This is a genomic window from Motilibacter peucedani (genome assembly GCF_003634695.1).
Lineage (GTDB): Bacteria > Actinomycetota > Actinomycetes > Motilibacterales > Motilibacteraceae > Motilibacter > Motilibacter peucedani.
Map to the genome: position 1 here is coordinate 91,919 of NZ_RBWV01000012.1, position 25,396 is coordinate 117,314.

At 73.9% G+C, this 25,396-nt stretch carries 23 protein-coding genes and 2 tRNA genes; 13 read left to right on the forward strand and 12 right to left on the reverse strand.

What is annotated here, in order from left to right; translation table 11 throughout:
* Positions 1-69: 69 nt before the first annotated feature.
* From CLV35_RS11330 to CLV35_RS11340, 3 genes are read right to left on the reverse strand one after another with little or no spacing between them, the layout of a single operon-like run.
* Positions 70-360, reverse strand: a complete 291-nt coding sequence (locus tag CLV35_RS11330) for a hypothetical protein (protein ID WP_121193612.1) — start codon at positions 358-360, stop codon at positions 70-72.
* A 44-nt stretch (positions 361-404) separates the two neighbouring features.
* Entirely contained in the window at positions 405-2,009 is a 1,605-nt protein-coding gene (locus tag CLV35_RS11335; RefSeq protein ID WP_121193613.1) for a glycoside hydrolase family 13 protein, read from the reverse strand.
* The gene (locus tag CLV35_RS11340) at positions 2,006-2,443 is read right to left on the reverse strand and encodes a globin (RefSeq protein WP_231121724.1); all 438 of its coding nucleotides are present in this window, start codon (positions 2,441-2,443) and stop codon (positions 2,006-2,008) included. The genes CLV35_RS11335 and CLV35_RS11340 overlap by 4 nt, the downstream gene beginning before the upstream one ends.
* A gap of 136 nt (positions 2,444-2,579) precedes the next feature.
* Between CLV35_RS11340 and CLV35_RS11345 the strand changes: the two genes are divergently transcribed.
* The gene (locus tag CLV35_RS11345; protein ID WP_121193615.1) at positions 2,580-3,005 is read left to right on the forward strand and encodes an OsmC family protein; all 426 of its coding nucleotides are present in this window, start codon (positions 2,580-2,582) and stop codon (positions 3,003-3,005) included.
* A gap of 111 nt (positions 3,006-3,116) precedes the next feature.
* Here CLV35_RS11345 and CLV35_RS11350 read toward each other — a convergent pair whose 3' ends face one another.
* A complete protein-coding gene (locus CLV35_RS11350) occupies positions 3,117-4,637 on the reverse strand; it encodes an SDR family oxidoreductase (protein ID WP_121193616.1) in 1,521 nt (506 codons plus the stop codon).
* 103 nt (positions 4,638-4,740) lie between these two features.
* Between CLV35_RS11350 and CLV35_RS11355 the strand changes: the two genes are divergently transcribed.
* The gene (locus CLV35_RS11355) at positions 4,741-5,982 is read left to right on the forward strand and encodes an MFS transporter (RefSeq protein ID WP_183061932.1); all 1,242 of its coding nucleotides are present in this window, start codon (positions 4,741-4,743) and stop codon (positions 5,980-5,982) included.
* Positions 5,983-6,017: 35 nt separating this feature from the next.
* Positions 6,018-6,584, forward strand: coding sequence for a GNAT family N-acetyltransferase (locus CLV35_RS11360; protein WP_231121725.1), 567 nt, complete (start codon positions 6,018-6,020; stop codon positions 6,582-6,584).
* Here CLV35_RS11360 and CLV35_RS11365 read toward each other — a convergent pair.
* Positions 6,581-7,429, reverse strand: a complete 849-nt coding sequence (locus tag CLV35_RS11365) for a mechanosensitive ion channel family protein (protein ID WP_121193618.1) — start codon at positions 7,427-7,429, stop codon at positions 6,581-6,583. The two genes, CLV35_RS11360 and CLV35_RS11365, sit on opposite strands and share 4 nt — an antisense overlap.
* 167 nt (positions 7,430-7,596) lie before the next feature.
* Positions 7,597-9,690: a prolyl oligopeptidase family serine peptidase gene (locus tag CLV35_RS11370; RefSeq protein ID WP_121193619.1), complete on the reverse strand. Its 2,094-nt coding sequence runs from the start codon at positions 9,688-9,690 to the stop codon at positions 7,597-7,599.
* A 185-nt stretch (positions 9,691-9,875) separates the two neighbouring features.
* Here CLV35_RS11370 and CLV35_RS11375 point away from each other — a divergent pair, with 185 nt between their 5' ends.
* The 4 genes from CLV35_RS11375 (at position 9,876) to CLV35_RS11390 (ending at position 13,465) form a co-directional block, all read left to right on the forward strand.
* A complete protein-coding gene (locus CLV35_RS11375) occupies positions 9,876-10,400 on the forward strand; it encodes an HNH endonuclease (protein ID WP_121193620.1) in 525 nt (174 codons plus the stop codon).
* A 113-nt stretch (positions 10,401-10,513) separates the two neighbouring features.
* A complete protein-coding gene (malQ, locus tag CLV35_RS11380; protein WP_121193621.1) occupies positions 10,514-12,676 on the forward strand; it encodes a 4-alpha-glucanotransferase in 2,163 nt (720 codons plus the stop codon).
* 29 nt (positions 12,677-12,705) lie between these two features.
* The gene (gene ctaJ, locus CLV35_RS20505; protein ID WP_231121726.1) at positions 12,706-13,110 is read left to right on the forward strand and encodes an aa3-type cytochrome oxidase subunit CtaJ; all 405 of its coding nucleotides are present in this window, start codon (positions 12,706-12,708) and stop codon (positions 13,108-13,110) included.
* Positions 13,097-13,465, forward strand: a complete 369-nt coding sequence (locus CLV35_RS11390; RefSeq protein WP_183061933.1) for a DUF5130 family protein — start codon at positions 13,097-13,099, stop codon at positions 13,463-13,465. Before ctaJ ends, CLV35_RS11390 begins: the two co-directional genes overlap by 14 nt.
* A gap of 46 nt (positions 13,466-13,511) precedes the next feature.
* On the opposite strand, the gene pepN is transcribed toward CLV35_RS11390, so the two are convergent.
* The gene (gene pepN, locus CLV35_RS11395; RefSeq protein WP_121193623.1) at positions 13,512-16,058 is read right to left on the reverse strand and encodes an aminopeptidase N; all 2,547 of its coding nucleotides are present in this window, start codon (positions 16,056-16,058) and stop codon (positions 13,512-13,514) included.
* A 109-nt stretch (positions 16,059-16,167) separates the two neighbouring features.
* Here pepN and CLV35_RS11400 point away from each other — a divergent pair, with 109 nt between their 5' ends.
* From CLV35_RS11400 to CLV35_RS11415, 4 genes are read left to right on the forward strand one after another with little or no spacing between them, the layout of a single operon-like run.
* A complete protein-coding gene (locus tag CLV35_RS11400; protein ID WP_121193624.1) occupies positions 16,168-16,782 on the forward strand; it encodes a mycothiol-dependent nitroreductase Rv2466c family protein in 615 nt (204 codons plus the stop codon).
* A 19-nt stretch (positions 16,783-16,801) separates the two neighbouring features.
* Positions 16,802-17,278, forward strand: coding sequence for a ribose-5-phosphate isomerase (locus CLV35_RS11405; RefSeq protein WP_121193625.1), 477 nt, complete (start codon positions 16,802-16,804; stop codon positions 17,276-17,278).
* Positions 17,279-17,310: 32 nt separating this feature from the next.
* Complete coding sequence (locus tag CLV35_RS11410) at positions 17,311-18,114, forward strand: Fpg/Nei family DNA glycosylase (RefSeq protein WP_121193626.1); 804 nt, start codon at positions 17,311-17,313, stop codon at positions 18,112-18,114.
* 13 nt (positions 18,115-18,127) lie between these two features.
* Complete coding sequence (locus tag CLV35_RS11415) at positions 18,128-18,616, forward strand: glutathione peroxidase (RefSeq protein ID WP_121193903.1); 489 nt, start codon at positions 18,128-18,130, stop codon at positions 18,614-18,616.
* Between the two features lie 7 nt (positions 18,617-18,623).
* Here the strand turns inward: CLV35_RS11415 and CLV35_RS11420 are convergent, their stop codons facing one another.
* The 5 genes from CLV35_RS11420 to CLV35_RS11440 all read right to left on the reverse strand — a co-directional run bounded on the left by CLV35_RS11420 (position 18,624) and on the right by CLV35_RS11440 (position 23,572).
* Positions 18,624-18,932: a hypothetical protein gene (locus CLV35_RS11420; RefSeq protein WP_121193627.1), complete on the reverse strand. Its 309-nt coding sequence runs from the start codon at positions 18,930-18,932 to the stop codon at positions 18,624-18,626.
* A 12-nt stretch (positions 18,933-18,944) separates the two neighbouring features.
* Positions 18,945-19,898 carry an SPFH domain-containing protein gene (locus CLV35_RS11425; protein ID WP_231121727.1) on the reverse strand — a complete coding sequence of 318 codons (954 nt, stop codon included), beginning with the start codon at positions 19,896-19,898 and terminating at the stop codon, positions 18,945-18,947.
* Between the two features lie 141 nt (positions 19,899-20,039).
* Positions 20,040-21,395, reverse strand: coding sequence for a DNA polymerase IV (locus CLV35_RS11430; protein ID WP_183061934.1), 1,356 nt, complete (start codon positions 21,393-21,395; stop codon positions 20,040-20,042).
* Positions 21,396-21,437: 42 nt separating this feature from the next.
* Entirely contained in the window at positions 21,438-23,285 is a 1,848-nt protein-coding gene (locus CLV35_RS11435) for a CDP-glycerol glycerophosphotransferase family protein (protein ID WP_183061935.1), read from the reverse strand.
* A 213-nt stretch (positions 23,286-23,498) separates the two neighbouring features.
* Positions 23,499-23,572: transfer RNA gene (locus CLV35_RS11440), tRNA-Gly, on the reverse strand.
* A 113-nt stretch (positions 23,573-23,685) separates the two neighbouring features.
* Here CLV35_RS11440 and CLV35_RS11445 point away from each other — a divergent pair.
* Both CLV35_RS11445 and tig read left to right on the forward strand, forming a co-directional pair.
* Positions 23,686-23,758 (forward strand) — tRNA-Pro (locus CLV35_RS11445).
* A 137-nt stretch (positions 23,759-23,895) separates the two neighbouring features.
* Positions 23,896-25,374: a trigger factor gene (tig, locus tag CLV35_RS11450; protein WP_121193631.1), complete on the forward strand. Its 1,479-nt coding sequence runs from the start codon at positions 23,896-23,898 to the stop codon at positions 25,372-25,374.
* Positions 25,375-25,396 lie beyond the last annotated feature (22 nt).

Here is a 25,396-nt window from a genome sequence, read left to right on the forward strand (position 1 = left end):
GGCGGCCCCGTCCCTCGCGAGAGCGAGGGGCGGGGCCGTCCGTCGTGCGGGGTTCCGGTCGTGGACCGTCTACTGCTGCTCCAGCCGGTCGGCCGTCTCGCCGTCGGCACCGCGGCCGAGGTTGTCGGTGTCGTCGATCGAGATGTACTCGCTGCGCGCGCCGGCGACCGGCGGGGTGTTGGCGTTGCCGCCGCGGTCGGATCCCGCGATCTCGGGGTCCTGCGGCGACTGGCCGACCGCGCTCGGGTCGACCTCCCGGGCGTAGCCGCCCTGCTCGTCGCCGTCCGGGTCGGCGGCGGTGAAGTCGGGGGCGGGGCCGATGGCGCCACCCATGTCGTGCAGGCTCGGGTCTTCGCTCATGCCCTAGACCTAGCCCGCACCCGGCCCCGCAAACCCGTGCGCGCTCAGCCGGTGGCGTACCAGACCGTCGTGTCGGCGGGCACGACGCCGTCCTCCTCGACCGGGCTGCTCGAGACGAGCACCCTGGCGCCGCGCGCCTGCGCGGGTACGGCAGCCGGCTGCGCGCCGGTGTTGGCGACGCACAGGAAGCCCGGCTCGCGCACGAAGGCCAGCACCTCGGGGGATCCTGTCTCGACCCACGCCAGGGTGCCCTCGCCGAGGGCGGGGGACGCCTTGCGCACGCGGAGCAGCCGGCGGTAGAGCTCGAGCGTCGAGCCCGGGTCGCCGTCCTGCGCCTCGACGGTGAGCGAGCCCCATGACGCCGGCTGCGGCAGCCAGGGGGTCGAGCCGGCCGGCCCGAAGCCGAACGGCGCCTCGGCGCCGGACCACGGGATCGGTACGCGGCACCCGTCGCGCCCCTTCTCCTCGCCGTGGGTGCGGGCGAAGGTCGGGTCCTGGCGGGCCTCGTCCGGCAGGTCCAGGACCTCCTCCAGCCCCAGCTCCTCGCCCTGGTAGACGTAGGCGCCGCCGGGCAGGGCCAGCATCAGCGCGCTCGCGGCGCGAGCCCGCCGGACACCGACCGCGCCGCCGCCGAAGCGGGTCGCGTGGCGTACGACGTCGTGGTTCGAGAGCACCCAGGTGGCCGGTGCGCCGACCTCGCGCAGGGCGTCGAGGGTCTCGTCGATGACGCGCACGAGCTCGGGCGCCGACCACGGCGCGAGCAGGTAGGGGAAGTTGAAGGCGGTGTGCAGCTCGTCGGGACGCAGGTAGAGCGCGAGCCGCTCGGCCGTCGCGACCCACGCCTCGGCGACGAACGTGCGGTCGCCGTCGTAGCGGTCGAGCACCCCCCGCCAGCCGCGGTAGACCTCGTGGACCTCGTCCTGGTCCCAGTGCGGGTGGCCGTGCTCGGCCGGTCCCGAGGTGGCGAACCGGCCGTCGATGTCGGGCATGTCCTGGTCCTTGGCCAGCCCGTGCGCGACGTCGATGCGGAAGCCGTCGACGCCGCGCTCGAGCCAGAACCGCAGGACGTCGTGGAACTCCTCGACCACCTCGGAGTTGGTCCAGTCGAGATCGGGCTGCGTCGCGTCGAACAGGTGGAGGTACCACTGGCCGGGGCGCCCGTCGGGCTCGGTCACCCGCGACCACGCCGGACCACCGAAGACCGAGACCCAGTCGTTGGGCGGCACCGAGCCGTCGTCGCCCCGCCCGTCGCGGAACAGGTAGCGCGAACGCTCGCGGGAGCCCCTCGGCGCGGCCAGCGCCGCGCGGAACCAGACGTGCTCGCTCGAGGTGTGGTTGGGCACGAGGTCGACGATGACGCGCAGCCCGCGCTCGTGGGCCTCAGTGACCAGCGCGTCGGCGTCGGCCAGCGTGCCGAAGCGCGGCTCCACGTCGCGGTAGTCGGAGACGTCGTAGCCCGCGTCGTTCTGGGGCGAGGGGTAGAACGGGTTGAGCCACAGGGCGTCGACGCCGAGGTCGCGCAGGTGGTCGAGGTGCGCCCGCACGCCCGGCAGGTCGCCGAGGCCGTCGCCGTCGGAGTCGGCGAAGCTGCGCACGTAGACCTGGTAGATGACCGCGTCGCGCCACCAGGGCGCGGAGGGAGAGCTCACGAGCCCGATCCTGGCACCACCGGCAGCGGTGCTCCCTCGGGCGCCTCGTTGACCAGGCTGTAGGCCGCCATGACGAGGTAGTCCCAGAGCTCCTTCTCGTCGGCGGGGTCCAGGTGCAGCTCGTCGACGCCGGCGCGCATGTGCGAGAGCCAGGCCTCGCGCTCGCGCTCGCCGATGCGCCAGCCGCCGTGGCGCATCCGCAGCCGCGGGTGGCCGCGCTGCTCGCTGTAGGCGCGGGGCCCGCCCCAGTACTGTTCGAGGAACATCTGCAGGCGGCGGCGCGCCGGCTCGAGGTCCTCCTCAGCGTAGAGCGGGCGCAGCACCGGGTCGTCGGACACGCCGGCGTAGAAGACCTCGGTGAGGCGGCGGAAGGTTTCGGTGCCCCCCACACGTTCGAAGAAGGCAGGAGGGGTGCCGTCGGACGGAGTGCTCACGCGGCCTATCGTCGCAAGCGCCCGCCGGCGGGGCGCCACCGCCCGAGCAGCACCCCGCCCCACCCCCGGCCGACGACGGCCGGGGCACCGCGGTCGGCCCTGAGCCGACCACGTACGTCGACCCTGGAGGTCCAGCATGGCAACCGTCCGCACGGCCAACGCCCACTGGGAAGGCTCGCTGATGGAGGGCAAGGGCACCGTGTCCCTCGACTCCTCGGGCATCGGGTCCTACCCGGTCACCTGGGCTGCGCGCTCGGCCGAGCCGAACGGCGTGACGAGCCCCGAGGAGCTCATCGCCGCGGCCCACTCGACCTGCTTCTCGATGGCGCTCTCGCACGCGCTCGCGGGTGCCGGCACGCCGCCGGAGAAGGTCGACACCAAGGCCGACGTCACCTTCGTGCCCGGCAAGGGCATCACCGGCATCGTCCTGACGGTGCGCGCGGTCGTCCCCGGCCTCGACGCCGACGGCTTCGCCGCCCAGGCCCAGGCCGCCAAGGAGAACTGCCCGGTCTCGCAGGCCCTCGCTGGCACGACGATCACGCTCGACGCCGCCCTGGCCTAGCCCCTCCCCGCCCCGCCTCGTTTGGCACGATGTGCCTTCTTGCCAATCCGATTGGCAAGAAGGCACATCGTGCCAATCAGAGGGGGGCCGCCGAGCGGCGCCGCCGCGCGGTCAGAGGGCGCGGAGCTGCTCGGTGGTGACGCTGCCCGGGTCGACGTGCGTACGCTCCAGCGCCTCCGCGGCGCGGGCGATGTTGCGCTGCATCTCGCCGAACACCACCCCGTGGAACGGGAACACCGACCACCAGTAGGCCCGGCCGGTCAGCCCGTGCGGGTGGAACGTGGCCCGCTGCCGGAACAGCGTGCGGCCCTGCTCGTCCGTGAGGACCTGCAGCTCCAGCCAGGCCAGCCCCGGTAGCCGCATCTCGGCGCGCAGCCGCAGCAGCCGCCCGTCGGACACCTCCTCCACGCGCCAGAAGTCGAGCGCGTCGCCGGTCGACAGGTCGTCCGGGTCGCGCCTCCCGCGCCGCAGCCCCGGGCCGCCGCTGATGCGGTCGAGCACCCCGCGGGCCCGCCAGGCCAGCGGGAAGGAGTACCACCCGTGCTCGCCGCCGATGCCCTCGATCACCCGCCACAGCGCCGCCGGTGACGCCTCGACGACGCGCTCGCGCTCGTCGAGGTAGAGGTCGCCGCCGGCCCAGTCGGGGTCGGTCGGCAGCGGGTCGCTCGGCGCGCCCACCGTCGTCGCCGAGGTCCAGGCGGTCGGCACCTCCTGGTCGCGGATGCGCGCCAGCGCCAGGCGCACCGCCTGGTCGAACCCGAGCAGCCCCTCCGGAGGGTCCGGGACGTACGCCGCGATGTCGTGCTCGCGGCACACCACCGTGTTGCGCAGCGACTCGACCAGCGGGCGGGCGATCGAGCTCGGGACGGGGGTGATGACGCCGACCCAGTGGCTGGACAGCGACGGGCTGAGCACCGGTGTCTTGACGATGCGCCGCCGGGGGAGCCCCTCCACCTCGGCGAAGCGGTGCATCATCTCGGCGTAGGTCAGCACGTCGGGGCCGCCGATGTCGAAGGTGCGGTTGACCTCGGGCGGGAGCTGGGCCGCGCCGACCAGGTAGCGCAGCACGTCGCGCACAGCGATCGGCTGGATCCGCGAGTCGACCCACTTCGGGGTCACCATGGCCGGCAGCCGCTCGGTCAGGTGGCGCAGCATCTCGAACGACGCCGAGCCCGACCCGATGATGACGGCGGCCTGGAGCACGGCGGTGGGCACGCCGGACGCGAGCAGGATCCAGCCCACCTCGGCCCGGGAGCGCAGGTGCGGGGAGAGGTCCTCGTCCTCCGGCAGGAGCCCGCCGAGGTAGACGATGCGCCCGACGCCCTGCTCGCGGGCGGTCTTGCCGAAGCTCAGCGCGTACTTCCGGTCGGTCGCCTCGAAGTGCCCGCCCGTCGCCAGGCTGTGCACGAGGTAGTAGGCGACGTCGACCCCCGCGAGCGCCTTCGCCAGCGACTCGGCGTCGCCGATCTCGCCACGGGCGACCTCCACGCGGTCCGACCACGGGTGGTCCTGGACCTTGCGCGGGTCGCGGGCGAGCACGCGCACCCGGTGACCCGCTGCGAGCAGCTCGGGCACCAGCCGGCCGCCGATGTAGCCGGTGGCGCCGGTGACGAGGCACAGCTTCTCGGTCATGGCGCCATCGTCCACCCGTGCGGTGCCCTGCGCGAGCCGTGCCGAGCCGGCCGACGACGGGGCGAAAGCGGTTCCGGTGCTCGGTGTGCAAGGCTGTCGGACCGTGGCTGCTGGACTCTCCGGATACGTACGAGTGCTGCGCCACCGCCAGGCCGCCGTCCCCTTCGCCGCCTCCCTGATCGCGCGGCTGTCGTTCTCGCTGGCCCCGCTGAGCATGGTGCTGCTCGTCTCTCACGTGCGCGACTCCTACGGCGACGCGGGCCTGGTCACCGGCGCCTACGGCATCGGCACGGCGCTCGGCTCGCCCACGCTGGGCCGCGCCCTCGACCGCTTCGGCCAGCCGCGCGTCGTGGTCCCGGCCGGCGTGCTCTGCGGCGCCCTGCTCGTGGTGCTCGCGCTGCTCGCCGCGGCCGACGCGCCGCTCGCGGTCCTGGTCGCTCTCGCCGCCGTGGCGGGTGCGTCGTTCCCGCCGCTCGGCCCGGCGATGCGTACGGCGTGGCGCGTGATCTTCCCCGACCAGACGCTGCGGCGCGCGGGCTACGCGCTCGACGCGGTCGCCGTCGAGACGATCTTCATCGTCGGGCCGCTGCTGCTCTCCCTGCTCGTCACCCGCACCCCGGCCGCGGTGCCGCTCGTGCTCACGGGCACGCTGCTGGCGGCGGGCTGCGTCGGCTACGCGTCGTGCGCGGCCCCCCGCCAGGTGGTGCCGCACGAGCAGTCGCCGAAGAGCGAGCGAGGGGGCTCGGCCGCCCGGATCGGCGGGATGCCGGCGCTGCTCGTCGTCGTGCTGGGACTGGCGGTCGCGTTCGGCTCGATCGACACCTCGCTCGCCGCCACCGCCCGCGAGGTGCTGCACGACCAGTCGAAGCTGGGCTGGCTGTTCACCGCGATCGCGGGCGGCAGCGCGGTCGGCGGGCTGACCTACGGCGCCCGCGCCAGTCACGCGCCCGGCACCGAGCAGCGCCGCATCCCGTTGCCGCTGCTCACCTTCAGCCTGGCGCTGGTGCCGGTGAGCCTGCTGCTGCACGCGGGCCGGCCACCGCTCGGCGTGCTGCTCCCGATCCTGTTCGTGGCGGGCCTGTCGATCTCGCCGACGATCATCATGTGCCAGAACCTCATCGACGTGCTCTCCCCGCCCGAGCGGGTCAACGAGGCGCAGGCGTGGATGTCCTCGAGCATCACGACGGGGGCCGCCTGCGGCACCGCGGTGGCCGGCGTCGTCATCGACGCGGTCGGCGTGCCCGGCTCGTTCGGCAACGCCGCCGGCGCCACCGCGCTCGCAGCCCTGGCCGCCCTCGCCGCGCAGCGGGTCTGGCGCCGACGCGTCGCCGTCCTCGCCCAATGACGCGGCCTGCCGGCGGGCACGCCACGATGGGGCCCGTGCCTGCGATCCCGCCGACCACCCTGCGCACCGACCGCCTGCTGCTGCGAGCCTTCACCTCCGACGACGAGGACGCGGTGCTCGCCGCGTGCGAGGACGCCGAGATCCAGCGGTGGACGACCGTGCCGTCGCCCTACCGCCGCGCGCACGCCCGCGCCTTCGTGCGCGAGCTGGTGCCGTCGTGGTGGGCGGAGGGCTCCGCCGCCGTCTTCGCGGTCGAGCGCAGGGGCGAGCTCGCCGCCTGCGTCGGGCTGCACCGCCGCCGGCCCGACCCGGCGGTCGCCGAGATCGGCTTCTGGTGCGCGCCGGGCCACCGCGGCCGGGGCGTCGTCACCGAGGCCGTCGCCGAGGTCGCGGCGTGGGGCTTCGACCAGCTCGGCCTCGCCCGGCTCGAGTGGTACGCAGAGGTCGGCAACCTCGCCTCGCGCCGCGTCGCAGACAAGCTCGGGTTCGCGCCCGAGGGCGTGGCACGCGGGCTGATCGCGCACCGCGGCGTACGCGTCGACGTCTGGTGCGCCGCGCTGCTCGCCGGCGAGCTGGTGCGGCCCGGGCCCCCCAGCGACTAGGCCTCGGGCACTGTCGAGGGCGGTGCGCCCGCGGCCGCCGCGCCGGCCCAGAGCCCCGTGCCGGAGCCGGCCGCCGCGGCGTCGGCCGAGAGCGCCTCTCGTACGCGTTGGCGCAGCTCCCGCGCGACCGCCCACTGCTGGAGCGGCTGGGTCTTGACGACCAGGCGCACCACCACCGAGTCGAGCGACATCGTCTCGACGCCCCACACCTCGGGCTCCTCGAGGACGAAGGACGAGAGCTCGGGGTCGGCGGCGACCGAGCTCGCCGCGGCGGCGAGCAGCGCCTTCACCCGCGCCACGTCGCTGTCGGGGGCGACCGGCACGTCGATGACGGCCCGCGCCCAGCCCTGGCTCATGTTGCCGACGCGCAGGATCTCGCCGTTGCGGACGTACCAGACGGTGCCGTTGACGTCGCGGATGCGGGTCACGCGCAGTCCCACCGCTTCGACCACCCCGGTGGCCGGGCCCAGGTCGACGACGTCGCCGACGCCGAACTGGTCCTCGACGATGATGAAGACGCCGGAGAGGAAGTCCTTGACCAGCGACTGGGCGCCGAAGCCGAGCGCGACGCCCACGATCGAGACGCTGGCGAGCAGCGGGGCGATGTCGAGGCCCACCTCGCTGAGCACCATCAGCACGGCGATGCTGACGACGATGCCGGTGACGATGCTGCGCAGCACCGAGCCCATCGTCTGCACGCGCTGGCTGCGCCGCTCCGAGAGCAGCGGGCTGCTCTCGAAGATGCTGGCGCGAGAGGCCTTGGCCAGCACGCCGGGCACGGTGCCCTCGGCCGCGCGGGCGACGAGGCCCGAGATCAGGCGGTGCAGCACCAGGCGCACGAGCACCGCGGCGGCGACGATGACGACGATCTTGAGCGGCTTGGCCAGCAGCCACTCGGCGAGCTGGCCGAGCCACTCGTGACCGGTCCAGCCCGAGACCGAGTCGCAGACGCCGTCGCAGGTGGTGTCGACGTAGGTGACCGGCGAGGGGGACGGGGAGGCGGCTGCGAGGATCAGAGCTGCAACCCCGTCCAGTGCGCGAGGAAGACCGTGGTGTCGACGCTCAGGTCGATCGAGCGCGACAGCGAGCGGGCGCCGTGGCCGACGTCCTTCTCGCGGCGCACGAGCACCGGCCGCTCGCCCGAGGTCGCGTGCTGCAGGGCCGCCGCCAGCTTGCGTGCGTGCAGCGGGTCGACGCGGGTGTCGCTGTCGAACACGGTGAACAGCGTGGCCGGGTAGTCGACGCCGTCGACGACGTGGTGGTAGGGCGAGTAGGACAGCAGCCAGCCCAGCTGCTCGGGGTCGGCGGCCGAGCCGTACTCGACCGCCCACGTGGCGCCGAGGCCGAACTTCTCGAAGCGCACCATGTCGAGCAGCGGCGCGGAGCAGACCACCGCGCCGTAGAGCTCGGGCCGCTGGGTCAGCGCCGCGCCGACCAGCAGGCCGCCGTTGGAGCCGCCGCTGATGCCGAGCTGGGCCGGTGTGGTCCATCCCTCGGCCACGAGCGTCTCGGCGGCCGCGTGGAAGTCGTCGAAGACGTTCTGCTTGTGCCCGAGCATGCCGTCGCGGTGCCACTGCTCGCCCTCCTCGCCACCCCCGCGCAGGCACGCCACGGCGTAGACGCCGCCGGCCTCGACCCACTGGAGGATGCCGGAGGAGTAGCCCGGCGACATGGGGATGCCGAAGCCGCCGTAGCCGTAGAGCACCGTCGGCCGCGGGCGGTCGGGCGCCTCGGTCGGCGAGACGACGAACATCCGGACGGTCGTGCCGTCCTTGGAGGTGTAGGGCACCAGCCGCACCGAGACCTGCGGCACCTCGACCGACCCGGGCGGCGAGGCGTGCAGGGACACCGAGCCGTCGGTCGCGTCGTAGCGGTAGACCGACGAGGGGGTCACGTGGTCGGTGTAGCCGAAGAAGGCCTCGTGGCCGCCCTCGGGATGGGTCGAGAGCCCGCCGAGCGACCCGACCCCGGCCAGCTGCACCGGCCGGGCACCGCCGCCGTCGGCGAGCCGGTGGGCGGTGAGCTCGGAGACCGCGTGCCGGGTCCACGAGCAGAGCAGCACGGGCTCGTCGAGCTCGTCGCCGTCGAGCAGGGCGTAGCCGTCGAGCACGGCCTCGGGGTCCTCGGGCACGAGGTCGGTCCAGCCCGAGACCTGCAGCTCGCCCGGGTCGGCGACGCAGAGCCGGCCGCGGGGCGCGTCGAGGTCGGTGAACACGTAGGCCCGCCCGTCGCGCGCGAAGTGCACGCCGGTCTGGGCGTCGACACCGACCTGCACCTCCTGCAGCGCCGGCGCCTCGAGGCTCGAGGCTCCCAGGTCGGCCACCCAGAGGTCGTTGCGCGGGGCGGTGCCCTCCGAGGCCGAGACCGTGAGCCAGCGGCCGTCCATCGACACCGAGACGCCGTAGTAGTTGGTCTTCTCGAGGCCCTCGCCGAAGACCAGCACGTCGTCCGCAGGGTCGGCGCCCAGCCGGTGGAGCCACACGCGCCGGTGGTACTGCTGCTCCTCGGCCGGCAGCCCCGCAGGGTCGACGCGGCGCACGTAGTAGAACGCCTCGCCGCCCGGCAGCCAGGCCACGGGGGAGTAGCGGGCGCGGTCGATCGGCCCGTCGACGAGCTCGCCGGTGCCCGCGTCGAGCACCCGCAGGACCGACTCCTCGGTGCCGCCCTCGGAGAGCTGGTAGGCGAGCAGGCGGCCCTCCTTGCTGGGCTGCCAGCTGTCGATGGTCGTCTTCCCGCTCGGGTCCACCGCCATCGGGTCGAGCAGCACGCGCTCGCTGCCGTCGGCCTCCTGCACCAGCAGCACGGCGTGCTCCTGCTCGGCGGTGCGCCGCATGAAGAAGCGCCGGTCGCCGCGCAGCGCGGGCGACCCTACGGAGCCGGCCGCGAGGAGCGCGCGCAGGCGCTCGGCGACGTGCTCGCGGCCGGGCAGCGCGTCGAGGTGCTCGCGCACCAGCACGTCCTGGGCGCTCGACCAGGCCTCGACCGCGGGGTCGGCGGGGTCCTCGAGCCAGCGGTAGGGGTCGGCGACCGAGTGGGCCGGCGCGCTCTCGGGCAGCTGCTCCACCAGGTCGAGGCGGGGCGCGGCGGGGTAGTCCGGACGGCTCATGGGGCCGACCCTACGGCCGGGGTCCGACGACGACGCTGGCGGTCGCCCCCGTCGCGCCGGACGACGCACCGCGGGTGAACGCTGCGTGACGCGCTGCCCAAACGTGTGGTGCAACGCGCGGGCGAGGCGCACACTGACCGCAGGACCGACGCGAGCCACGCGCCGGCCGCGGTGCTGGAGGCGACATGGCGCACGCGCTCGTCCTGAACGCCAGCTACGAGCCGCTCTGCGTGGTGCCACTGCGCCGGGCGGTCGTGCTGGTCCTCGCGCAGAAGGCCGTCGTGGTCGAGACGGCCGGCGACCGCGTGCTGCACTCCGAACGCACCAGCATGGACGCCCCGGCGGTGGTCCGGCTCCAGCACTACGTGCGCGTGCCCTACCGCCGCAGCGTGCCGCTGACCCGCCGGGCGGTGCTCGAGCGCGACGCGCACCGCTGCGCCTACTGCCCCAAGCGCGCCGACACCGTCGACCACGTCGTGCCGCGCTCCCGGGGCGGCCAGCACGCCTGGACCAACGTCGTGGCCGCGTGCTGCCGCTGCAACCACCGCAAGGGCAGCACGCTGCTCGCCGAGCTCGGCTGGGAGCTGCCGTTCACCCCCGCCGAGCCGCCGGCGAGCGTGGCGCTGGTCATCGGCTGGGTGCGCCGGCAGCCCGAGTGGGAGGCCTACCTCTCCCTGCCCGCCCCGGTGCAGGAGGCCGTCGCGGGCTGACGGTTACCGGTCGGCCGCAGCGGGGACACGCCCGGCGTGACCGCTGTCCCCGCTGACCCAGCCCGCCGCGACCGCCCGACCGCAGCCGTACGCTGCGGTCGAGGAGGTGCGCGATGAGCGCCCTGAGCGCCGAGCTGTCCGAGCTCGCCGACGCCTACGGCGTCGCGACCGACTTCCACGACTGGCAGGGCGAGCAGCGCCGGCCGAGCGCCGAGACGATCACCGCCGTGCTGGCGGCCCTCGGGGTCGACGCTGCCACGCCCGAGGCGGCGCGGACGGCGTTGGAGCGCGTACGCAGCGCTGCCTGGCGCCGCGTGCTCCCTGCCTGCGTCATCGTCCGGCAGGGAGCCGGTCACGCGAGCGTGGGTGTGCACGTGCCGCACCGGAGCGCCGTGCTGGTGGAGGTCGAGCTCGAAGAGGGCGGCACCCGTCCGCTCGAGCAGGCCGACCGCTGGGTGGACCCGCAGGACGTCGACGGCGTGCTCACCGGCGAGGCGACCTTCACCGTGCCCGACGACCTGCCGCTCGGCTACCACCGGCTGCGCGCCAGCGGCGAGGTGTCGGGCGAGGCGCTGCTGGTGGTCACGCCGCACTCGCTGGGCCTGCCGCCCTCGGTGCGCGGGAGCAGCACCGGGCGGGTGTGGGGCTTCGCCACCCAGCTCTACTCGACGCGCTCGCGCAGCTCCTGGGCGCTGGGCGACCTCGCCGACCTCTCGACGCTGGCTGCGTGGAGCGGGCGCGAGCACGGCGCCGGCTTCGTGCTGGTCAACCCGCTGCACGCTGCCGAGCCGGTGCCGCCGATGGAGCCCTCGCCCTACCTCCCGGCGACACGGCGCTTCTTCAACCCGGTCTACCTGCGGGTGGAGGACGTCGCGGAGCTCGCCGGCGCCCCGGACGACGTGCGCTCGCGCGTCGAGGAGCTCGCCGCCGCCCAGCAGGCGGTCTCGCTCACGCCCGACCCGATCGACCGCGACGCCGTGTGGGCCGCCAAGCGCGAGGCGCTCGAGCTGGTCCACGCGCTCGCGCGCTCGCCCGAGCGCCAGGCCGCCTACGACGCCTTCCGCGAGCGCGAGGGCGACGGGCTCGTCGACTTCGCCACCTGGTGCGCGCTGTCCGCAGAGCTCGACGCGCCCTGGCAGGAGTGGCCGGAGGGCCTGCGCGACCCGGCCTCTGCCGAGGTGGCGGCCGCGCGCGAGCGGCTCGCCGACCAGGTCGACTTCTGGAGCTGGCTGCAGTGGCTGCTCGACGAGCAGCTGACCGCGGCCCAGGCGGCGGCGACCGGCTCGGGCATGGCGCTGGGCATCATGCACGACCTCGCCGTCGGCGTGCACCCGTCGAGCGCCGACGCGTGGGCTCTGCAGTCGGCACTCGCCCAGGGCGTGAGCGTCGGCGCCCCGCCGGACGCCTACAACCAGCAGGGCCAGGACTGGTCGCAGCCCCCGTGGCGTCCCAACGTGCTGGCCGAGACCGGCTACGCCGCCTACCGGGCGATGATCCGCACGATCCTGCGCCACTCCGGCGGCATCCGCGTCGACCACGTGCTCGGGCTGTTCCGCCTGTGGTGGGTGCCCACCGGCTCGGCGCCGACCGAGGGCACCTACGTGCGCTACGACGCCGACGCGCTGGTCGGCATCCTGGCGCTCGAGGCGTCGCGGGCCGGTGCGGTCGTCGTCGGTGAGGACCTCGGCACCGTCGAGCCCGGCGTGCGCGACTTCCTCAAGGACCGCGGCATCCTCGGCACCTCGATCCTGTGGTTCGAGCGCGACTGGGACCGCGGCGTACCCCTGCGCCCCGAGCAGTGGCGCGAGCTCTCGCTCGCGTCCGTCACCACGCACGACCTGCCGCCGACCGCCGGCTACCTCGCCGGCGAGCACATCCGCCTGCGCGACGAGCTCGGCCTGCTCACCCGCCCGGTCGAGGAGGAGCGCGCCGCCGACGCGGAGGAGCAGCGGTCGTGGATCGACGCGCTGCTCTCCGAGGGCTTCCTGCGTGCGGAGGACCGCGACGACGAGCAGGCCGTCGTGGAGGCCCTGCACCGCCTGGTCGTCGCCACACCGGCGCTGCTCGTGGGGGTGGCCCTGCCCGACGCGGTGGGGGAGCGGCGCGCCATCAACCAGCCGGGCACCTTCCGCGAGTACCCCAACTGGAAGCTGCCGCTGTGCGACGGGTCCGGGGAGCCGGTGCTGCTCGAGGACCTCGTCGCCGACGCCCGCGCCAACTCCCTGGCCCGGGTCGTCGACGAGGGGCTGCGCCACGGCGTGGGGCACCGCTCGTGAGCGGGTCCCGGCTCGCTAGGCTGGCGCGCGTGACCCACCGAGCACACGCCTCCGCCCCGGGTTCCGCCGCCATCCTGCGCCGGAGCTTCCGGCGCCGGCTCGGTGCCGCGTACGCCGCGGTGCTGCCGCTGCTGGCGTTGGCGACCGCCTCGCCGGCCTTCGCCGAGACCCACCGCTCCGACGGTGACGACCCCGGCTCCGGCATCGGCGTGCTGCAGACCATCGGCGTCTACATCGGCATCCCGCTCGCGGTCTACCTCGTCGTCGCGCTGCTCACCTTCGCGCCGTCGACGACGCGCGGCCCCCGCTACCGCCCGGGCGCCGGCTGGGACGCCGACGCCACCTGGCTGGGCGGCCCGACCGGCAAGCACGCCGCCCCCGACGCGGACACTCCGCGGGCCCAGGGCTCGGGTGGCGCCAGTGGCTCCTGGTGAGCCCTTCCGCGACCGGCACCGCCAGCAGATAGAGCGCGCCCGCGCCGAGGCAGCCGACCGCTACGGCCTGCCCGTCGCGGTCTTCGTCGGCACGGTGCACTCGCGCGCCTCGGCCGAGGCGATGCTGGCCCGGCTGGGCCCCGAGGCCGCCGAGACCGTGCTGGTCGCGGTCGACCCCGCCTCCCGGCGGGTGGAGGTCGTCACCGGTGCAGCCGCCCGCAGCCGCGTCGACGACCGCGTCGCCGCGCTGGTCACCCTCAGCATGACCGCGTCGTTCGCCGTCGGCGACCTGGCCGGCGGCATCGCCCTGGGCGTGCGCATGCTCGGCGAGCACGCCGGCCGCGCCCGCCGCTGACCCCGTCGCACCCGAGGTCGGGCGCGACGGAGCTGGCGGGCGGGTGTCAGCCCCGGTCGCGCGCCTGGGCGCGCAGGGCGCGGGCGACGCCGTCGCGCGACTCGAGCACCAGCCGGCGCAGCGAGGCGGGCGCGGAGCCGGCCTCGGCGAGCCAGCGGTCGGTGCGGGCGAGCAGCTCCTCGGAGGCGAGCAGCGTCGGGTAGAGCCCGACCACGATGGTCTGCGCGGTCTCGTTGGTGCGCGAGGCCCAGGTCGGCTCGAGCGCCTCGAAGTAGCGCTCGACGTAGGGCGCGACCAGCTGCTCCTGCCCTGCCTGCGCGAAGCCGCCGACGGTCGCGACCAGCAGGGAGTTCGGCAGGTCGGCGTCCTCGAAGATGGCCTTCCACGCCGACGCCTTGGCCTCGGCGGTGGGCCGGGCGGCCCGGGCCGCGGCCGCGTGGCGCTCGCCGGTGGCGGTCTTGTCGCGCTCCAGCTCGGCCTCGACGGCCTCGTCGCCGAGCCGCCCGCCGGCCACGAGGGCGTGCAGCAGGTCCCAGCGCAGGTCGGTGTCGACCTCGAGGCCCTCCCACGCCAGCTCGCCGGTGTAGAGCGCGTGGACGACCTCGAGCTGCTCCTCGCTGCGCGCGGCCGCGGCGAACGCCCGCACGAGCTGGAGCTGGGCGTCGCTGCCCGGCTGCGCGGCCTCGGCCAGCGAGCGGGTGCCGGAGGCGAGCTGGTCGGCCGCCTGCTCCTTGAACGCCGGGTCGACGTAGAGCCGTGACACGACCTCGGCCTGGCGCAGCACCGAGCGCAGCATGGCGCTGTCGTCCTCGGTCTGCGCGCCCTCGAGCGCCAGGGCGAGGTAGTCGCGGGCGCGGATCTCGGTGTCGCGGCACATGTCCCACGCCGCGCCCCAGCACAGCGCGCGGGGCAGCGAGTCGCGGACCTGCGCGAGCGAGGACACCAGCGTGGCGACCGAGCGCTCGTCGAGGCGGATCTTGGCGAAGGCCAGGTCGTCGTCGTTGAGCAGCAGCAGGTCGGGCTGGCGCTCGCCGACGAGCTCTGGCACCTCGGTCGAGGGGCCGTCGACGTCGACCTCGACGTAGCGGCGGCGGGCGAGCCCGCCCTCGGCGAGGTCGTAGAGGCCGATGCCCAGCCGGTACGGGCGCAGCGTCGGCCACTCGGCCGGCGCCTCCTGGAGCACGGCGAAGCGGGAGTAGGTGCCCTCGCCGGCCACCTCGATCGAGGGCCGCAGCGTGTTGACGCCGGCGGTCTCGAGCCAGGTGCCCGACCACGCCGACAGGTCACGCCCGCTGCTGCGCTCGAGCTCGACCAGCAGGTCGCCGAGGGTCGTGTTGGCGTAGGCGTGCTTGGCGAAGTAGGTGCGGATGCCGGCGAAGAACGCGTCGCGCCCGACGTAGGCCACCAGCTGCTTGAGCACCGAGGCGCCCTTGGCGTAGGTGATGCCGTCGAAGTTGACCTCGACGTCCTCGAGGTCGTTGATCTCGGCGACGATCGGGTGGGTGCTCGGCAGCTGGTCCTGGCGGTAGGCCCAGGTCTTCTCCGTGGTGGCGAAGGTGGTCCAGGCCTCGGTGTACTTCGTGGCCTCAGCGGCGGCGACGTGGCTCACGAACTCCGCGAAGGACTCGTTGAGCCACAGGTCGTTCCACCACTTCATGGTCACGAGGTCGCCGAACCACATGTGCGCCAGCTCGTGCAGCACGGTGATGGCGCGGCGCTCGACGGCGGCCTCGCTCACGCGCGAGCGGAAGACGTAGTCCTCGAGGATCGTCACGCAGCCGACGTTCTCCATCGCGCCGGCGTTGAACTCGGGGACGAAGAGCTGGTCGTACTTCTCGAACGGGTAGGCGAGGTCGAACGCCTCCTCGTAGAAGTCGAAGCCCTGCTGGGTCAGGAGCAGGATCTCGTCGGCGTCGAGGTGCTCGGCGAGCGTGCGCCGGCAGAAGACGGCGGCCGGCACGCTGCCCTTGCGGGAGGTGAGCGAGCTGCGCACCACCGCGTACGGCCCGGCGACCAGCGCCGTCACGTAGGACGAGAGCCGCGGTGTCGGCGCGAAGCGCCAGGTCGCGACGCCGTCGCCGGTGGGCTCGGACTCGGGCGTGGCGGAGACCGAGACGACCTGCCAGTGAGCCGGCGCGGTGACCGTGAGCGTGAAGGTGGCCTTGAGGTCGGGCTGCTCGAAGACGGCGAACATCCGGCGCGAGTCGGCCACCTCGAACTGGGAGTAGAGGTAGGTCTCGCCGTCGACCGGGTCGACGAAGCGGTGCAGGCCCTCACCGGTACGCATGTAGGTGCAGTTCGCGACGACCCGCAGCTCGTTCTCGGCGGCCAGGCCGTCGAGGGCGATGCGGGTGCCGTCGAAGACGGTCGCCGGGTCGAGGGCGGTGCCGTTGAGCTCGACGAGCTCGACGCTGTCGGCGACCAGGTCGACGAAGGTCGAGGTGCCCGGAGCGGAGCAGCGGAACCGTGCGGTGGTGCTCGAGCGGAAGGTCGGTCCGCTGCCGGTGACGTCGAGGTCGATCGAGTAGGACTCGGTGGAGAGCACGTCGGCGCGTGCGCTGGCCTCGTCGCGGGTGAGGTTCATGCCGGGCATGCGGGGCATCTTCCCATGCGCCCGCCGCCGGTCCGCCAGCCGGGAATGCGCGTGGCGCGCGCGGTGCTGCCGCTGGTTGGCAACGCCCCCATCAGGAAGGGACTCGTCGATGAGCGAGCGCACCACGGCACACTTCTGGTTCGACCCCCTCTGCCCCTGGGCGTGGATGAGCTCGCGCTGGGTGCGCGAGGTCGAGGAGGTGCGCGAGATCGACGTCGAGTGGCACGTCATGTCGCTCGCCTACCTCAACGAGGGCCGCGAGCTGCCCGAGCAGTACGTCGAGATGATGAAGAAGGCCTGGGGGCCGGTGCGGGTGGTCATCGCCGCCGAGCAGGCCCACGGCAACGAGGTCGTCCTCCCGCTCTACGAGGCGATGGGCCGGCGCATCCACAACGACGGCCGCGGCTCCGACGACTTCGCCGCGATCATCGACGAGGCCCTCGCCGAGGTCGGCCTGCCCGCCGAGCTGGCCTCGGCCGCCACCTCCACCGACTACGACGAGGCCCTGAAGAAGAGCCACCACTCCGGCATGGACCAGGTCGGCATGGACGTCGGCACCCCGGTGATCAGCGTCGACGGCGTCGCCTTCTTCGGCCCGGTGGTCTCGCCGGCACCCAAGGGCGAGGCGGCCGGCCGGCTGTGGGACGGCGTGGTGCTCGTGGCCGGCACCGACGGCTTCTTCGAGCTCAAGCGCACCCGCACCCGCGACCCGATCTTCGACTAGCCAGTGGTTGGATGCGCCTATGCGCGTCCACCTCGGCAGCGACCACGCAGGCTTCGAGCTCAAGCAGGCGGTGGCGGCGTGGCTCACGGCCAACGGCCACGAGCCCGTCGACCACGGCCCGGCAGAGCTCGACCCGCAGGACGACTACCCCCCGTTCGTCCTGCGGGCGGCGGAGGCCGTGGTCGCCGACCCGGGCAGCCTCGGGGCGGTCTTCGGCGGCTCGGGCAACGGCGAGCAGATCGCGGCCAACAAGGTGCGCGGCGTGCGCGCGATCCTCGCGTGGAACTCCGACACCGCGGAGCTGGGCCGGCGCCACAACGACGCCAACGTCATCTCGATGGCGGGCCGGCTCACCTCGGTCGAGGACGCCACCGCGTTCGTGAAGCTGTTCCTCGAGACCGGGTTCGAGGGCGGGCGCCATGCCCGCCGGCTCGAGATGCTCTCGGCCTACGAGGCCGGCGAGGGCCTGCCGCCGCTCCCGGATGCGCTGGGCTGAGCTCTCTGGTGGACTCTGCCGGGTGAGCAGCCGTGCCTGAAGGCCACACGATCCACCGCGCGGCCCGCCACCTGCGCGAGCTGCTGTCGGGTCCGCCCGTGCACGCGACGAGCCCGCAGGGGCGCTTCGCCACCGGAGCCGCGTCGATCGACGGGCTCGAGCTGACCTCGAGCGAGGCCGTCGGCAAGCACCTCCTGCTCGGCTTCGGCGAGCCCCGCGAGCGCCTGCTCCACGTGCACCTCGGTCTCTACGGCAAGTGGCAGACCGGGCACGGCGAGCCGCCCGAGCCGAAGGGCGCCCTGCGGCTGCGGCTCCAGACGCCCGAGGCGTGGGCCGACCTGCGCGGGCCGACGGCGTGCGAGATCTACGACCCGGAGCAGCGGCGCCTGCTCGTGGCCCGGCTGGGCCCCGACCCGCTGCGCCGCGACGCCGACCCCGAGCGCGCCTGGGCGCGCATCTCGCGCACGACGACCTCGATCGGCGCCCTGCTCATGGACCAGTCGACGCTCGCCGGCGTCGGCAACGTCTACCGCGCCGAGGTCCTCTTCCGCGCGCGCATCGACCCGCTGCGCCCGGGCAAGGCGGTGACCCGCGACGAGTGGCTCGCGATGTGGGCCGACCTCGTGACGCTGCTGCGGGCCGGCGTGCGCGCCGGACGCATCGTCACGACCCTGCCGGAGCACCGCGCCCGTCGCTCGGGCCGGGCCCGTCAGGAGGACGCGCACTACGTCTACCGGCGCACCGGGCTGCCCTGCCGCATCTGCGGCACGCCCGTGCTCACCGCGCCGCTGCTGGCGCGCAACCTCTACTGGTGCGCGGTCTGCCAGGCAGCGTGATGGGATGACGGGCATGAGCATCTTCGACATCCCGCTGCACCGGCTCGACGGCACCGAGACCACCTTGGCCGAGCACGCCGGCAAGGCTCTCCTGCTGGTGAACGTCGCCTCGAAGTGCGGCCTGACGCCGCAGTACTCCGCGCTCGAGGCGATGCACGAGGAGCTCGCGCCGCGCGGGTTCGCCGTCCTCGGCTTCCCGTGCAACCAGTTCGGCGGCCAGGAGCCCGGCACCTCCGACGAGATCGCGGAGTTCTGCTCGGCGACCTACGGCGTCAGCTTCCCGATGTACGAGAAGCTCGAGGTCAACGGCCCCGAGCAGCACCCGCTCTACGCCGAGCTCACGGCCGTCGCCGACGACGCCGGTGAGGCGGGCGACGTGCAGTGGAACTTCGAGAAGTTCCTCGTCGCGCCCGACGGCCGCGTCGTTCGCCGCTTCCGTCCGCGCACGGTGCCCGACGCGCCCGAGGTCGTCTCGGCGGTCGAGGACGTGCTGCCGGCGTAGTCGCGGCTCAGTCCTCCTCCGAGGCGAACAGCGCCGCCCGCGCACGCGCCGCGGCCATCGCTGCGAGGAAGCGCTCGTCGTGGTCCGGTGCGCCGCTCGGGATCGCCTCGACGTAGCGCTCCTCCAGCACCTGCCGGGTCTCGAGGGCGATTCGGCGCACCAGCACCACGGTGGTCCCGTCCCGGTCGATGTGCGCCGGCACCCACTGCGAGGGCCCGGGGTCCAGCTCGGCGCGCCTGCGCGGCAGGGCGCCGAGCACGACGGCGAGCAGGACGAGGACGACGAGAAGCGGGAGCAGCACGCGTACGAGTCCCATGCCGCTCCCTCGTCAGCGCGGCGTGGACGGGGTGACGGCGAAGCCGGCGCCGGGCGCGAACGTCGTGATGGTCGGCGGGATCGCCTTGTACTCGTCGATCAGCGCGCACGCGGGGCAGGTGGCGTACCCCCGCTGGCGCTGCTCGTTGGCTTGCGCGTCGGCCTTGGCCTGCGCCACCCGGGCCTGCGCCTCGGTGACCCCGGCGAACGCGGCCTGCGCCTTGTTGATGGCGTCCTGGACCTGCTGCGGCAGGGTGATCTTGGCGAGGTTGAACCGGACGCCGGTGATGAACGGTCCGCCGAGTGTGCTGTTCAGGTCGGCCTGCAGGGAGGCGTTGATCGACTCCTGGATCTTGCTGATGTTGGTGTTGCTCGCCGTGGCGGTGGCCGAGCTTGCACCCGAGCCGGCGTTCTGCACCAGCGAGCAGGAGGCCTGGAGCTCGGCGCAGCGGAAGTCACCGATCTCCTGGCGCAGGTCGTTGCTGATGACCGGTCGCACGATCTGGTCGAGGAACGTCGTCCACCCCGAGTCGCCGTCCCACGCGTACCGGTAGGCGCCGGTGAGCCCGCGGTACTTGCGAGTGCCGTACTTGTCGTCGAAGGACTCCAGCGCCGACGGGTCGCTCGTGAGCGTGAAGTAGACGGTCGCCTCGATGCCCACCTCGACGCCGTCGGCGGTGGGGTCGTTCTCCACGTCGACGCCCTCGCGGTCACCCCGCTTGCTATCGGCTGTGATCGTGTAGAACCGCTGCTGAGCCGGGTACTTGTGCGCCGTCGACCCGATGCCGATCCAGGTGCGCGCGCTGGCCGGAGGCAGGACCTGCCGCACCCTGTTGTTGTCGAGCGGCCCTCCGTTGCGGATCACCGCCACCTCGCCGCCGGCCGTGCGGTCGTAGCCGCTGGCGACGACCGAGCCCGCGATCAGCAGCGCCACGACCAGCGCCGTCCCGGCGACGACAGCGAGCACGACCCGACGGGTCCGCGCTGGCCTGCCAGGCTCCCGGTGCACCGGGAACCGCTCTGACGCACTCCCTGACATGCGCAGTCTCCCCACCCCGGGCGGCTGGCCCGCCGCCGCTTCGACGGGCAGGACGCTACCCGTCGCAGCTCAGGCGTCGGGCTCGGGGCGCGGCGGCTCGGGGGAGGTGTGGCGCAGTGCGTCGCCGAGGGGCACGCCACGCGTACGCGCCGGTGCGGACGTCGAGGTCTCGAACCGTACGCTCGCGACCCCGTGCCCGGCGCCCACCAGCCAGCCGCGCCCGAGCGACTCGTGCAGGACGTCGGCGCCTGGTGCGGAGTCCTCCGCGACGATCGCGCCGGCCGACTGCTCGACCTCGTCGGGGTCCTCGGCCGGCTCGGCGAGGTCGTGCACCACCCGCTCCGGCGCGTCGAGCGTCAGCTGGGTGACCTCGTCGAGCGAGCTGAACGCCACGCCCAGCAGCCGGATGCCGAGCGCACCGGGCCGTGCCGCGCCGGAGGCCACCAGCGAGCGCTGGGCAGCGTCGTGCAGGAGCCGCTCGTCGTCGCTCGGGGCGGCCAGCGAGGTGGCCCTCGTCTCGCCCGTGAAGTCGGCGTAGCGCAGCTTGACCGTCACGGTGCGCGCGGCGCTGCCGCTGCGCACGAGCCTGGAGTACGCGTCGGCGAACACCGGGCCGAGGGCTGCGCGCACCTCGTCGAGGCCGTGCAGGTCGCGGGCGTAGGTGCGCTCGGAGCCCACCGACTTGCGCACCCGCTCGTGCTCGACGGGACGGGTGTCGCGGCCGTGGGCGAGATCCCACATGGCGGTGCCGTGGGCGCTCCCGAGCAGGCCGACCAGCGTGTGCTCGCCGGCCGATCGCAGGTCGCCGACCGTGCGGATGCCGGCGGAGCCGAGCTTCTGGGCGCTCACCGGGCCGATGCCGGGCAGCGCCTTCGCCGGCAGCGCGGCCAGGAAGGCGTCCTCCTCGTCGGCGGCGAGCACCGCGGTGCCGGCCGGCTTGGCGGTCTCGCTGGTGAGCTTCGCGCCCAGCTTGTGGCGCGCGACCCCGACCGAGCAGGTGAGCCCGACTGCCCGGAGCACCGCGCGCTGCAGAGCCCGGGCCGCGCCCGCCGGGTCGCCGGTCCAGTCGTGGCGCAGCTCGGCGCCGGCGCGGGCGGAGGTCAGGTCGATGTAGACCTCGTCGGAGGCGATCTGCTCGATGCGCTCGAACGTGGCGTAGAGCGGGGCGAGCGCGGCGGCCGAGTGCTCGGAGTAGGCCTGCATGCGCGGTGAGATCCACGCCGCGGTCGGCGCCAGCGCCCGCCCCTGCCACGAGGGCATGGCCGAGTGGACGCCCAGCTCGCGCGCCTTGTAGTTGGCGGTCGCGACCACTCCGCGCCCGCCGCGCCCGGCGATCACGACGGCCCGGCCGCGCAGGCTGGGCTTCTGCCGCTCCTCGACCGCGGCGTAGAACGCGTCGAGGTCGAGGTGGGCGACCGGGAGCACGCCGTCCACCTTCCCAGACGCCACCGACAGCGCGAGGTCGTGCTAGCTGCCCGGTCGCTCCCAGGGGACCCACTCGACCGCGTCGGCGCGACGCAGGTCCTCCTCGAAGTCGACCTCCACCGCAGGGAACTGGGAGATGTCGACCGCCAGGACGCGCAGCCCGTCCAGCTCGACCGCGAGCTCGATGCCACGCTCGAAGTAGTCCTGCGGCCCGCACTGCTCGAGCCGCTCGACGAGCAGGTGCTTGTCGTCGGAGGAGACGTAGTTGATGCCGATCGCCTCGCCGAGCCCGCCCGCGACCGCCTTGCTCAGCTCAGCGACGTAGCCGTCGTCGTCGAGGGTGTACTTGACCTCCTCGTCGGCCACCCGCTCGGTGTTGACGCACACGAACGACACGTCCTTCTCCACCAGCGGGAGCACGTGCTGCACGATGCGCGGGTCGAAGACCACGTCGCCGTTGAGCCACAGGACTCCGCCGGCTCGGCTCCCGCGCAGGGCCCGCAGCAGGCTCTTCGACGTGTTGGTCGTCGCGAAGTCGGCGTTGTAGACGAACGAGAGCTGCGGGCCCGCCGCCATGACGTCCTCGGCCATGAAGCCCACCACAGCGGTGATGGAGGTGTCGCGCCCGAGCACCTCGCGCAGGTTCTCGACCTGCTGCTGCAGGATCGAGCGCCCGTCCTTGAGCACCGTCAGTGGCTTGGGGTGCGGGCGGCCGAGGCGCGACCCGAGGCCCGCGGCCAGGACGACCACCTGGACGTCGTGGGCAGCGGCCGCCGGAAGGGCCGGCAGGCCGGCCGCGGCCTCCAGCTCGCGGGCGAGCGGGAGGACGACGGCCTCGAGCACCCGCTCGGAAGCCCGGCCGTCCTCGAGGTGCGAGAACCGCTCGCGGAACGCTGCGTACGCGTCGGCGTGCTCCGCCACCACGGCGTCGAGGCCCTCGAGGGCGCCCAGGACCTCGTCGCTGGTGCGCAGCAGCGGCCCGGGTGCGATCGCGGCGAAGTCGAAGTAGAAGCCGCGCAGCCGGTCGCGGTAGTCCTCGAGGTCGTAGGTGAAGCAGAGGATCGGGCGGCCGGTGACCGCGAAGTCGAACATCGTCGAGGAGTAGTCGGTGATCAGCACGTCGGCTGCGAGGTAGAGCTCGTTGATGTCCGGGTGGTAGGAGACGTCGACGACCCCTGGGCGCTGCTCGTCGCGCAGCCGGGCCGAGAGCATGTAGTGCATCCGCAGCAGCAGGACGTGGTCGTCGCCCAGCCGGCGGGAGAACTCCTCGGCGTCCAGGTGCAGCGAGAAGTCGAGGCGGCCCTCGCCGTCGAGGAGGTCGTCGCGCCAGGTCGGCGTGTAGAGCACGGCGGTCGTGCCCGGCGCGATGCCGAGCTGCGCGCGCACCCGCTCGCGCACCTCTGCGCCGCGCTCGTCCACCAGCACGTCGTTGCGCGGGTAGCCGGTCTCCAGCACCGGCCCGTGGAAGTCGAACGCGTTGCGCAGGTTCTCGGTGCTCGCGACGTTCGGGGACAGCAGGACGTCCCAGCGGCGTACGTCGCGGGTGAGCTCGTCGAGGCGGCCCTCGGGCGCCCAGTAGACGTCGAAGTGGATGTGCTTGAGCGGCGTGCCGTGCCAGGTCTGGAGGTAGCGGGCGCGGGGCGCCTTGGTCCAGTCCAGCTCGATGTGGGTGTTGGAGACGACCAGGTCGGCCGACTCGAGCGCCGCGACGCTCTCGGGCGAGCCGTGGGCCACCTGGGGCGTGCCCTCGGGGAACCCGCCAGCGTGCAGCGGGTCGCTCAGCCAGGTGTGCCGGAAGCCGGCCGCCCCGGGGTGCGCGAGCAGCGCCTCGTAGAGCGCTCGCGGGTTGTCCGAGTAGCGGCCGCCGAAGCTGTTCCAGACGATCTGCACGTGCCGCTCCTCATCAGGAGCCGCGGCGGGGAGGTGGCGGTGCGAGCCAGAGCCCCCCGGCGCGGCGTCGTCGAACGATGCCTTGCCGGCCTGAGGCTCCAGCCGGTGGACCCGGTGCCAACCCCGCGACGGCTCTGCCCACGCGCCCGCCCGCGACGGACCCCTGCGGAGAGGGCCGTGGCACCTGCTGGGGCAGGTGCGGGCAGGGTGCGGTGGAGCGGGTGACGGGAATCGAACCCGCATGGCCAGCTTGGAAGGCTGGAGCTCTACCATTGAGCTACACCCGCAGCGGTCGTCCACGCGCGCCTCGCCGGCGCGCGACGACCGGGGCCCATGCTAGCGGCGGCTGCGCGCACGTCCGCCCACGGGCGGGGCAGGGCTTAGACTCTCGTGCGCGCCGCGGGGCGTAGCGTAGTGGCCAGCGCGCCTGCTTTGGGGGCAGGAGATCGGGAGTTCGACTCTCCCCGCCCCGACTCGCGCGGAGGAGGCCCCGGCCCCTTCCGCGTCCCAGGTGCGCCCGCTGCGCGGCCTGGCTCCGCAGCAGCCGCTCAGCACCGCACCGACCCGCACCGCCCGCCCTGTACGCAGATCCCGAGGAGAGCACCCAGCCGTGAAGACCGACGTCGAGACCCTCAGCCCGACGCGGGTCAAGCTCATCGTCGAGGTGGACTTCGACGAGCTCTCCGCGAGCCTGGACTCCGCCTACAAGAAGATCGCCGGCCAGGTGTCGATCCCGGGCTTCCGCAAGGGCAAGATCCCCAACCGGCTGATCGACCAGCGCTTCGGCCGCGCCGCGGTGCTCGAGGAGGCCGTCAACGAGGCGCTGCCGCGCTTCTACGGCCAGGCCGTCGAGTCCAGCGAGGTCGACGTGCTCGGCCAGCCCGACGTCGACGTCACCGAGTTCGCCGACGGCCAGCCGCTCAAGTTCACCGCCGAGGTCGACGTGCGCCCGCAGGTGGAGCTGCCTGACCTCTCGGGCATCGAGGTCACCGTCGACGACGTCGTCGTCAGCGAGGACGACGTCGAGGAGCAGCTGACCGCGCTGCGCGCCCGCTTCGGCACGCTGACCGGCGTCGACCGCGCCGCCGCCGAGGGCGACTTCGTGGTGCTCGACCTCTCGGCCACCGTCGGCGGCGAGCCGATCGAGGGCGGCACCCTGACCGGCCAGTCCTACGAGCTGGGCTCCGGCGGGCTGCTCGAGGGTCTCGACGAGGCCGTGACCGGCCTGTCGGCCGGGGAGTCCGCCACCTTCACCACCAAGATCGCCGGCGGGCCGCAGGTCGGCCAGGACGCCGAGGTCACCGTGACCGTCCAGTCGGTCAAGGAGCGCGAGCTGCCCGAGGCCGACGACGAGTTCGCGCAGATGGCGAGCGAGTTCGACACCCTCGAGGAGCTCAAGGCCGACGTGCGCACCCGCGTCGAGCGGGCCCGCCGCCTGGAGCAGGGCGCCGAGGCGCGCGACAAGGCGCTCGAGGCGCTGCTCGAGGTCGTCGACGTCCCGCTGCCCGAGGGCATCGTCAAGTCCGAGGTCGACGCGCGCAACCACGACCTGCACCACCAGCTCGAGAACAACGGGCTGACCCGCGAGAGCTACCTCGCGCAGGAGGGCCAGTCCGAGGAGGAGTTCACCGCCGAGCTCGAGGACAACGCCCGCACCGCCGTCAAGGCCCAGTTCGTCCTCGACGCGATCGCCAAGCGCGAGCAGGTCGACGTGTCGCAGGAGGAGCTCACCGAGCACCTCGTGCGCCGCGCCCAGCAGTTCGGCATCCCGCCGGAGCAGCTCGCCCAGCAGGTCATGCAGGCCGGCCAGATCCCCGTGCTGGTCAGCGAGGTCGTCCGCGGCAAGGCGCTCGCCGCGCTGCTCGGCCAGGTCACGATCAAGGACCAGTCGGGCAACGTCGTCGACCTGGAGGAGCTCAGCCCGCAGCTGGCCGCCGAGGCGGCCCTGGGCGACGAGGTGCTCGAGGACGACCACTCGGGCCACGACCACTCGGGCCACGACCACTCGGGCCACGACCACGAGGGCCACGACCACGAGGGCCACGACCACGAGGGCCACGACCACGAGGGCCACACCCACTCGCACTAGCGGTCGGGCGGGATCCATAAGC